Here is a 10,680-nt window from a genome sequence, read left to right on the forward strand (position 1 = left end):
ATTCACGGAATAAAACCATCTTTATCACCCATAATTGAGCAGCGAATAGATGATTTGAATTTATTTGGTTTAACTGTAGACAATAGAAACTATTATGGAGATGAAGTAAAATACTTACCTATTCAACACAATTACCCTTTTAAAAATAAAATCGATGCGGCACCAATAAAACAGCCAGATAGTCATGAATATTTTGATCCCGATGGAGACGAATTAGAAGCACTTGTACCCAAAGGGCAACAAAAAGTTAGTATGACTTGGTATTATACAGACATAAATAATAAACTCATTGAATTTACCCCTAAAGATACTGATACTTTTTGTAGCTTATCCACAGAAGGTATGTATGCGCCTTTTAAAATAAAATTATCTGCTGATCTAATTTTATCTTCGCAGTATGGTATCCCTAATAGCAATACCTATCCTAATGTGGATGTCATCACTCATCCCTCTAAAACGTATACCATATTAGATGATGCTTTTGTCTGTTATGCTAGACCTTCATTAAATCCATCAGGAATTACAGGAAGTAAAAAAAATCAATGGGATCCAAGATATGGTTTCTTACATCAATCGAATGTTGATCCAACAAAAAACTTCCCAACTACAGGTTTTTATGGTGCTAAATTTGATTTGCTCTTGTCCAATCAGGGCATCGCTTCAAACTACATTTGGACAGTTAAGCAAGGCAGTGCACTAGTTAATGTCACCAATAATACTAATTTTGTCACGATAGCTTTCAATACCGTTGATGCAAAAGATCCAGGCAAAGCTTGGCAATATATTATGGGATCTGACTCTGGATATACTGTTGTCATTGAAGGAAGAAATCAAACAAAAAATACAATAGTTCAATACTCATTTACCCTTACCAAATGGTTTGACGCTTGGAATCAAACGTATAACAATAAAGAAGAGCCTCTCTCTATGAGAGACGAGCTTACGGAGGTAATTGCAGCATGTTCACATAAAAGTGGTCATTATCGCTTAAGTCATGCTGACGAAGTAAGTAATGTGATGTTAAGTGGTAATAACAAAGTAGCGTTATATACACGTGAAATAGGAACATTATTTAGTGAATGGGGCGATCTGGGTCAACAGATTTACCCTGGTTCTTTGGCACCGCATGAAAACCAATCAAATAGTTTTAGGCGGTACTACTTATGGGATACATGGAAAGGAAAGTATTGCGATATACATACTTATAATGGTATATATCATTGTCGCGATAGAGAAAAAGAAAATAAAAATGGCATATGCGTCTCTGTACCTAGAAGATAAAGTATTGTCAATGTTCGTGTAAATTTTAGGATCTATCTATTCATAGGTAGATCTTATCATATACAATATTTTAATTTTTTCCACTTGTACCTATCTTTATGGGACTGTTAATAAAAACTGACAGTACCTTTTAAAATCAATAAAACCTGATTTTCGTTAATAAAATCAGCATTACCGATTAACAAGCACACTATATATAGTAATTAAATGATTAATAGGTACTATATATTGTATATTTTGATAAATATCAATTACTATAGCTATCACAAGAATACATAATTACAGTGAATGAAAAATGAATAAATCAATACTTGTCACAAAGCGAAACGGCAAAAAAGAACCAATAAATCTTGATAAAATCCATAAAGTCATTACATGGGCAGCCGAAGGATTAGATAATGTTTCGGTATCACAAGTTGAATTGCGCTCTCATATTCAATTTTATGATGGAATCCGGACATCAGATATCCATGAAACAATTATTCGTGCTGCAGCCGATCTTATCTCTCAAGATGCTCCTGATTACCAATATTTAGCCGCTCGCTTAGCTATTTTCCATTTACGTAAAAAGGCCTTTAACCAGTTTACACCACCATCTCTTTATGAGCATGTCAAAAAGTTAGTAGAAAGTAAACGATACGACGAACATCTACTTGAAGATTATACTCAAGAAGAATTTGCGGAAATGGATAAGTTTATCGATCATTGGCGAGATATGTCTTTTTCGTATGCCGCAGTTAAACAGCTTGAAGGAAAATATTTGGTACAAAATCGCGTTACTGGAGAGATTTATGAAAGTGCACAATTTTTATATGTTCTAGTCGCAGCATGTTTATTTGCCAATTACCCAAAAGAGACACGCCTTAGCTATATAAAACGCTTTTATGATGCAGTGTCTACCTTTAAGATTTCACTACCAACCCCAATTATGGCAGGTGTTCGAACACCTACTCGTCAATTTAGTTCCTGTGTATTAATTGAGTGTGATGATAGTTTAGATTCAATCAATGCAACAGCAAGTGCTATTGTAAAATACGTATCGCAACGTGCAGGAATTGGGGTCAATGCTGGGAGAATTCGCGCTTTAGGAAGTTCAATTCGTGGTGGTGAAGCATTTCATACTGGTTGCATTCCCTTTTATAAATATTTTCAAACTGCGGTTAAATCATGTTCACAAGGCGGTGTGCGTGGTGGAGCCGCAACCGTTTTCTACCCTCTTTGGCATTTAGAAGTCGAGAGCTTATTAGTCTTACGCAATAACCGTGGAGTAGAAGAAAACCGTGTTCGCCATTTAGATTATGGGGTACAAATCAATAAATTAATGTATCAACGGTTAATTAACAACGAAAATATTACTTTATTCAGTCCATCAGACGTCCCTGGGCTTTATGATGCCTTTTTTGCCGATCAAGATAAATTTGAAAAGCTTTACCACCAATATGAAAAAGATGTCAATATTCGCAAACGAGTAGTTAAAGCCGTTGAACTCTTTGCTCTATTAATGCAAGAGCGCGCATCGACTGGACGCATTTATATCCAAAATGTCGATCACTGTAATACCCACAGCCCATTTAATGCCCTATTAGCGCCTGTTCACCAATCGAATTTATGTATGGAAATTGCATTGCCTACCAAACCCCTTAATAATGTTAATGATGAGCACGGTGAAATTGCACTTTGTACATTATCAGCCTTTAATTTAGGTAAAATTGAATCACTAGATGACTTTGAAGAATTAGCCGATTTAGCAATACGGGCCCTTGATTCACTGCTTGATTATCAAGATTACCCTGTGCCTGCTGCTCGCAATTCCTCATTAAATCGTCGAACATTAGGTATTGGTGTTATTAATTATGCCTATTATTTAGCAAAACATGGAGTCAAATATTCTGATGGTAGTGCTAATAACTTAACTCACCGTACTTTTGAAGCCATGCAATATTACTTGCTAAAAGCATCCAATAACCTTGCTAAAGAAAAGGGAGCATGCCCATTATTTAACGAAACAACGTATGCACAAGGTATTTTACCAATCGATACTTACAAAAAAGATTTAGATACTCTTACCAAAGAGCCTTTACATTATGATTGGGAATCACTACGAGAATCGATTAAAATACATGGGCTTCGTAATTCAACTTTATCAGCATTAATGCCATCAGAAACTTCGTCACAAATATCTAACGCAACAAATGGCATTGAACCACCACGAGGCTTCATTAGCGTTAAGGCGTCTAAAGATGGTATTTTAAAACAAGTAGTTCCAGATTATAACAATCTGAAAAATTTCTACGAATTACTTTGGCAAATTCCAAATAATACTGGTTATTTACACTTAGTAGGAATTATGCAGAAATTTGTTGACCAATCAATTTCGGCTAATACGAATTATGATCCGACTAAATTCCCAAATGATAAAGTACCAATGAAACAGCTATTATCAGACTTATTGACCGCTTATAAATTTGGCGTGAAAACGCTCTATTATCATAATACACGCGATGGTGCTGAAGATATTCAAGGTGACATTATTCCAACAACACACAGTGACGATGGTTGTGAAGGTGGTGCTTGTAAGATTTAACCATTATTAAAACCTAAATGGCAATATACTAAAATAAAATTTTTATGAGGGGAAAATCATCCCCCCACTCATTTACCTTTTACACTGTCGAAAGGTAGCGGTAAAAGCAACGATAAATTAGTAGGAGTTCTTTTATGAGTATGAATTACAGTACCTTTTCGCATGTGCATAACGACCAGCTTAAAGAACCCATGTTCCTTGGACAACCGGTAAATGTTGCGCGTTATGATCAACAAAAGTATGAAATGTTTGAAAAATTAATTGAAAAACAACTATCTTTCTTTTGGCGCCCTGAAGAAGTCGATATTTCTCAAGATCGTATTGATTATGCCGCATTGCCTGAACATGAAAAACATATTTTTATTAGTAATTTAAAATATCAAACCTTGCTTGATTCCATTCAAGGGCGCAGTCCCAATGTTGCATTATTACCTCTAATTTCTATTCCGGAACTTGAAACATGGGTAGAAACTTGGTCGTTTTCAGAAACCATTCACTCACGTTCATATACACATATCATTCGTAATATTGTTAACGATCCATCTGTCGTTTTTGATGATATTGTCACCAATAAAGAAATACAAAAACGTGCCGGTGACATTGCAGGTTATTACGACGACCTGATTAGTTACGCAAGTTACTATAATTTATTTGGTGAAGGTAAACATAACATCAATAATCGCACGGTCTCCATTAATTTACGCGAACTAAAAAAGAAACTTTATTTGTGCTTAATGAGTGTCAATGCACTCGAAGCTATTCGTTTTTATGTTAGTTTTGCTTGTTCCTTTGCCTTTGCAGAACGTGAGCTTATGGAAGGTAATGCAAAAATCATTAAACTTATTGCCCGTGACGAAGCCCTACATTTAACTGGCACACAATTTATGATTAACACACTACGAAGTGGCGAAGATGATCCTGAAATGGCGGACATAGCCAAAGAGTGTGAACAAGAATGTTATGACCTCTTTTTGCAAGCGGCAAATCAAGAAAAAGAGTGGGCTGAATACCTATTTGAAGGTGGATCAATGATTGGTTTGAATAAAGACATTTTATGCCAATATGTCGAATACATCACCAACATTCGCATGCAAGCAGTTGGGCTAAAATTGCCGTTTGAAGCTAAATCAAATCCAATTCCATGGATCAATAATTGGCTAGTGTCTGATAATGTGCAAGTTGCGCCACAAGAAGCCGAAATGAGCTCTTACTTAGTTGGGCAGATTGATGCTGAAATGAATGAAGACGATTTAAGTGACTTTACCTTATAGGTTTTATACTAAAACTTATATTTTCTTGAAAGTTTTTTTAAAAAGGAGCAAATTATTGTTCCTTTTTTATGACAACTATCGGTCATAAATAGTCGTCTTATTCTAACAGTAGCTTGACACTCATTGAAAATCGGGTAAGGATATGGCTATTGAATTATCTTGATTTGATAATATGACCATGACTAAAGCACATCTATTTTACCCTGTATCACCGCTTGATTTCAGCGATGAACAGATAAATATCTCCTATCTAAAGCAACAGCTTGAAGCTTTTCAACAATGGTCTATGGTGCAATTTGAGCAACAAGTTGATATTGATACGCTAGTACATTTACGTAGTCAATTTATCGATCGTTTACTTGATCGATTATGGTGTTTTTACCAAATACCTAAACATGTCTCCTCATTCTTTAAACGCAACCGTATCGCTTTAGTTGCCGTTGGCGGTTATGGACGGGCTGAATTACATCCATTGTCAGATATTGATATTTTGGTTCTTAGTGATTATCCGTTAAATAAAGAAATAGAAAAACAAATTGGTGATCTTGTTCGCTTGTTATGGGATTTACATTTAGATATAGGGCATAGTGTTAGGACATTAAGAATTTGCCTACAAGAAGCGAAAAATGACATCACCATAATGACTAATTTGATTGAATCAAGGCTCATTTCGGGTAATCAATTACTGTTAGATGAACTACATAAACAAATTTTTAGCAATAAAATTTGGCCTTCCCGTGCCTTTTATAAAGCCAAAATTCAAGAGCAACAAGAACGTCATAAACAATATCACAGTACCTCTTATAATCTAGAGCCTGATTTAAAGAATAGTCCTGGTGGTTTGCGAGATATGCAAATCATTCAATGGATCGCAACTCGCCATTTTGGTGGGGAATTTTTGCAAAAAATGTCCGATTTCAACTATTTAACCCCTGAAGATATTGCAGACTTTAAAACGTGTCGTAAATTTTTATGGCGAATGCGTTTTGCTTTGCACTGCGTGATCTCTCGTTATGATAACCGATTGCTTTTTGATCGACAACTTAGCATTGCCAATATGTTAGGTTACCAAGGTGAAGGTAACACACCAGTAGAAAAAATGATGCATGATTATTACCGTGTTGCTCACAATATTACTGAACTCAATCAAATGCTATTACAACTGTTTTATGAGTCTATTCTTGAGCATGGTCCACAAAATAAACCTTATGATATCGATGAATATTTTCAAATTAGAGACAAACTCATTGATGTAAGAGATGATGAGATCTTTAAAAAAGATCCTGTCATGATTATGCAGCTTTTTTATACAATATTGCTTAATCCTCAAGTGGTTGGTCTTTATTCTAATACCATTAGACAATTACGCTCAGCAAGACGATCTCTAACTAATTTACTTTGTGAAAATGCTAAAGCAAGATCGCTTTTTATGTTAATTATCAAACACCCAGATGCAATTGAAAAAGCAATTTTGCCCATGCATAAATATGGCATACTTTCGGTCTATATACCGGGCTGGAAACAGATATCTGGCATGATGCAATTTGACCTGTTTCACGCTTACACTGTTGATGAACACACCATCCGCTTATTGCTTGAGCTCGATAGTTTAAAAACAGAAAGTGGCAAACAAAAACACCCTAATAGCGCAAAAGTCTTTGCTAAATTATCTAAACCTGAATTATTAGTTATTACAGGGTTATTTCATGATATAGGTAAAGGACGACATGGTGATCATTCTGAAATTGGAGCACATCTAGTTGAAGAATTTTGCCAATTACACGGACTAGAAACCAAAGATACCGAGTTAGTTATTTGGTTAGTACGTTATCACCTACTAATGTCGGTAACAGCGCAAAGTCGCGATTTACAAGATCCTGCCGTTATAAACGAGTTTATTCAAATTGTCAAAAGTAAACGTCGTTTACAGTATTTACTTTGCCTTACAGTTGCGGATGTCTGTGCAACAAACGAAACGCTGTGGAATAGTTGGAAACAAAGTTTAATGCGTGAACTCTACCTTAATGCAAAAAATTCCTTTGATTCAGATATCCGCCAAATTCCTGAGCAACGAAGTATAGCACGTAAAAATAAACAAGAAGCATTAGCCATTTTAGTTAATCAAAATTATGATGAACAGATCATTAAAGATCTTTGGCAACGCTATCGTTTTGATTACTTTCTTCGTTATACAAAAGAACAAATTGTATGGCATACACAAATTTTATTACAGCACGATTTGACCAAAATATTGGTAGCCATAAACCCTCGCCCATATCATGGTGGCAGTGAAATTTTTATTTATTCGCCAGATCGACCTTACTTATTTGCAACTGTTTGTAATACGCTAAGTATGCACAATTTAACGATTCACGATGCGCTTATCATTACGAATAAAAAAGGTTTTGCACTTGATACTTTCATTGTATTAGATCCTAATGGACAAACAGTGCAAGAAGATCGGAATCAAGGCCTAGTAAATGCTCTTGACAAAGCACTACAGCAACCTGTTTATAAAGGTGTAACCATTAAACCACCTAAACAACGGTTACGATCGTTTTTAGTACCCACTCAAGTTAACTTTCTTTCTGCTTTCAATGACAGCCAAACTTATATGGAGCTCATTGCACTTGATAGACCGGGGTTGCTTGCTTATGTAGGTGAAATATTTGCTAACTTAGACTTATCATTACGCAGTGCAAAAATTGCAACTATCGGTGAACATATTGAAGATCTATTTATTCTAACAGATAAACACAACCAAGCACTTGATGATGATACTTGTCAAAAGCTTCGAGAATCAATCATTATTGCTCTTGATTCAATGAATTAATGAAATTAACTACAAAAGATATAACTTATGCAATTTTTTATTATTTTATTTCCCATTTTTGCTATTTTTATTGTCGGGTTTATCGCACAAAAAGCCTTAAATTTTGATGTTGCTAATCTATCAAAAATGTCACTTTATGTACTATCCCCATTTTTGGCATTTAAAACATTTTATACGCATACGTTAACTGCCGATTATCTATTTTATATCTGTTATATTTTTGGTCTCTGTTTTTTATTAGTCCTTATCATTTCCATTTGGTCTATAATGATGAAATATTCAGCCAAAGAGCGCTGCGCCATGATTTTAAGTTCGTGTTTTATGAATAATGGGAATTATGGTACCCCAGTACTGTTAGTCTTTTTTGGCTCCGTGGGATTTGACCTTGGCGTGATTATGATGGTATTGCAACAATTTGTAATGAGCACAGTTGGCATCTATTACGCAGCAAAAGGCAGTGCCCGTAGTGATATTGTCAGTCAAAAAGATGTCATCAATAAAGTTATCCGCATGCCAGTAGCTTATGGCGCTTTATTAGGTATGCTTTTTCAGTTGTGCCATATTCCTTTGTCCAAATCCATAATGACATCCATTGGCATGATTGGCGATTCATCAATCGTTGTCATTATGATTATTTTGGGAATGCAATTAGCCAAAATCAAGATCCAACAACTAGATTATCCTAAACTTTCATTTTCATTACTAACCCGAATGATCATTTCACCGATAGTCGCATTTGGCATGGTCTATTTTATGCCTATTTTGCCGATTTATAAGCAAATCTTAATCGTATTAGCTGCCATGCCAAGTGCCGCCAATACAACACTCATGTCAGTACAGTTTGACACTCATCCAGAACTGGTATCAAGTGCAACCTTAGTTAGTACATTATTAAGCTTAATCACATTACCTATTGTGCTATGGCTTGTCGGTGCACCAATACCGTTTTAATCGTAAAAGCGCTCTCTAGTCAGAGAGCGCTGAGCCAGATAGTTTAAAATCCGTTTTGCAGTCGCCAAATCATTGCCCACACTTTACCTTTTATAAAAAATAAAACAGCGACTAATTAATTCTTACCTAGCCACTCTTTTTCAAACTGATTTACAAACTGAACCAAAAAATGATGCCGTTGCTCAGCGAGCTTTTTAGCTATCGGGGTGTTCATTTTATCTTTAAGCAAAAAAAGTTTTTCATAAAAATGATTAATAACGGTATTGGCTTGTTTATAATTATCTTCATTCAATGTAGTTCGTGGTGAAATATCAGGATCGTACATAATATGATGTTTATTGCCACCATAATAAAAAGTGCGAGCAATACCAATTGCTCCCAATGCATCTAACCGATCAGCATCTTGCACAATTTGCCCTTCTAATGATAATGTTTTTTTCTGATTAATATTTTTTCGATATGACATATTTTCAATAATGTCAAAGATCATTTTAATTTCGTTATCGGTTAACGCCTGTAATATTAAATAATCACGCAACTCCATGACAGCTTGATTCACATCATCAACCACTTTTTCATCAATCACGTCATGTAAATAAGCACTAACAATCACAATAAAGCCATTCGCTTTTGGTTCATGCTTTAAAATCTGCTCGGACAATCTCACCACGCGCTCAATATGCGCCATATCATGACCGGAAAAGTCATTAGCCAATTTTTGTTTAACAAAAGCTTGTATGGCTTGAATCACACCCTGCTTATGTTTATTTGTTTTATTATTCATAATATTATATCGACATTTTAATTTACACATATCGTGCCATCACTCGTGTAACCCCAAGTACTAACCATTCCCATATTAGAGTATACTTGAAGATTGATAAGGGGCTGGTAAGAAGGTTTATGTGTATTTTGCGTCCAATAAGTTCGACGATCTGCGAAATTACTACCAGGGTAACCATCGTTAATATTATCATAGCTATAAGTTTCTCCCCATTCTGAAAATAGCCCTCCATCAATACGACGTTGATAATTATTACCCTGACCTGCTAAACCTTGATTCCAATATTGAGAATTAGCATTAGTTAGTTGATCAACTGTAGGTATTTGATAGCCCAACTGATTACAGTATTGTTCAGCCTGAGCATAACTATAACTACTACCATTATCATTCTTTCTTGCGATAAACCATTTTTTAATGGTAAAACTATATACTTTATTAGTTTTGGCTTTATCGGAATATAAGAAAAAGGTCGTCGGTACTGCGGTTGCTGCTTCGGCGGCGCTAGCCCCCTCTTTGGGTCCGACTAATCGAATCTTGGCAATACTACCATTGCCCGTTATAGTTAAATCAATGCCCGATGTTGCTGGTGACTTGTCAAATGTCATCTCACTACCTAAGCTATCAACCATATCCATGGTAAAAAATAGCCCATATGCCCCCATGGTTGGAAAGTTTGATGCTGGATTATTTAAATCTTGACGTTTAAAGCCTTTTGCATCGTCCCATTCGCTCGGTGGCCCTGAATAATTCAACCCACCCCAATTATGTTTGCGACTATTACTTAAATATAAGTTGGGCTTGGCAGAATAAGTACAAGCGCCTTTAGGAGGATTTAGGTAATAAGTGGCGTGAACTGCACCCCAAAAGTTGTACAAAAAAACTAAGCTGCTGGAAAATAATACTCCCGATATTGAACAGGACTCTTTTTGTCCAAGCTTAATTTAATTCTTCTATGATTATAATAATGGATATATTC

The 10,680-nt window shown here is 35.4% G+C and carries 8 protein-coding genes; 5 read left to right on the forward strand and 3 right to left on the reverse strand.

Going from position 1 to position 10,680, the window contains the following annotated elements; genetic code table 11:
- Positions 1 to 54: 54 nt before the first annotated feature.
- The 5 genes from ACYH9I_RS09565 to ACYH9I_RS09585 all read left to right on the forward strand — a co-directional run bounded on the left by ACYH9I_RS09565 (position 55) and on the right by ACYH9I_RS09585 (position 8,920).
- The gene (locus ACYH9I_RS09565; RefSeq protein WP_483560511.1) at positions 55 to 1,281 is read left to right on the forward strand and encodes a hypothetical protein; all 1,227 of its coding nucleotides are present in this window, start codon (positions 55 to 57) and stop codon (positions 1,279 to 1,281) included.
- Positions 1,282 to 1,576: 295 nt separating this feature from the next.
- On the forward strand, positions 1,577 to 3,865 hold the full coding sequence (nrdA, locus tag ACYH9I_RS09570) for a class 1a ribonucleoside-diphosphate reductase subunit alpha (RefSeq protein WP_483560512.1): 2,289 nt from the start codon (positions 1,577 to 1,579) through the stop codon (positions 3,863 to 3,865).
- A 140-nt stretch (positions 3,866 to 4,005) separates the two neighbouring features.
- Positions 4,006 to 5,136, forward strand: coding sequence for a class Ia ribonucleoside-diphosphate reductase subunit beta (gene nrdB / locus ACYH9I_RS09575; RefSeq protein ID WP_483560518.1), 1,131 nt, complete (start codon positions 4,006 to 4,008; stop codon positions 5,134 to 5,136).
- Between the two features lie 172 nt (positions 5,137 to 5,308).
- On the forward strand, positions 5,309 to 7,969 hold the full coding sequence (gene glnD, locus ACYH9I_RS09580; protein WP_483560513.1) for a bifunctional uridylyltransferase/uridylyl-removing protein GlnD: 2,661 nt from the start codon (positions 5,309 to 5,311) through the stop codon (positions 7,967 to 7,969).
- Positions 7,970 to 7,996: 27 nt separating this feature from the next.
- The gene (locus tag ACYH9I_RS09585; RefSeq protein ID WP_483560514.1) at positions 7,997 to 8,920 is read left to right on the forward strand and encodes an AEC family transporter; all 924 of its coding nucleotides are present in this window, start codon (positions 7,997 to 7,999) and stop codon (positions 8,918 to 8,920) included.
- A 115-nt stretch (positions 8,921 to 9,035) separates the two neighbouring features.
- Here ACYH9I_RS09585 and ACYH9I_RS09590 read toward each other — a convergent pair whose 3' ends face one another.
- From ACYH9I_RS09590 to ACYH9I_RS09600, 3 genes are all read right to left on the reverse strand, one after another.
- Complete coding sequence (locus tag ACYH9I_RS09590) at positions 9,036 to 9,704, reverse strand: HD domain-containing protein (protein WP_483560515.1); 669 nt, start codon at positions 9,702 to 9,704, stop codon at positions 9,036 to 9,038.
- 17 nt (positions 9,705 to 9,721) lie between these two features.
- Positions 9,722 to 10,579, reverse strand: coding sequence for a hypothetical protein (locus ACYH9I_RS09595; RefSeq protein ID WP_483560516.1), 858 nt, complete (start codon positions 10,577 to 10,579; stop codon positions 9,722 to 9,724).
- Positions 10,580 to 10,584: 5 nt separating this feature from the next.
- A partial coding sequence (locus ACYH9I_RS09600; RefSeq protein WP_483560429.1) for an IS3 family transposase occupies positions 10,585 to 10,680 on the reverse strand: 96 nt, incomplete at its 5' end.

The sequence above is a fragment of the Gilliamella sp. X-23 genome, assembly GCF_057063545.1.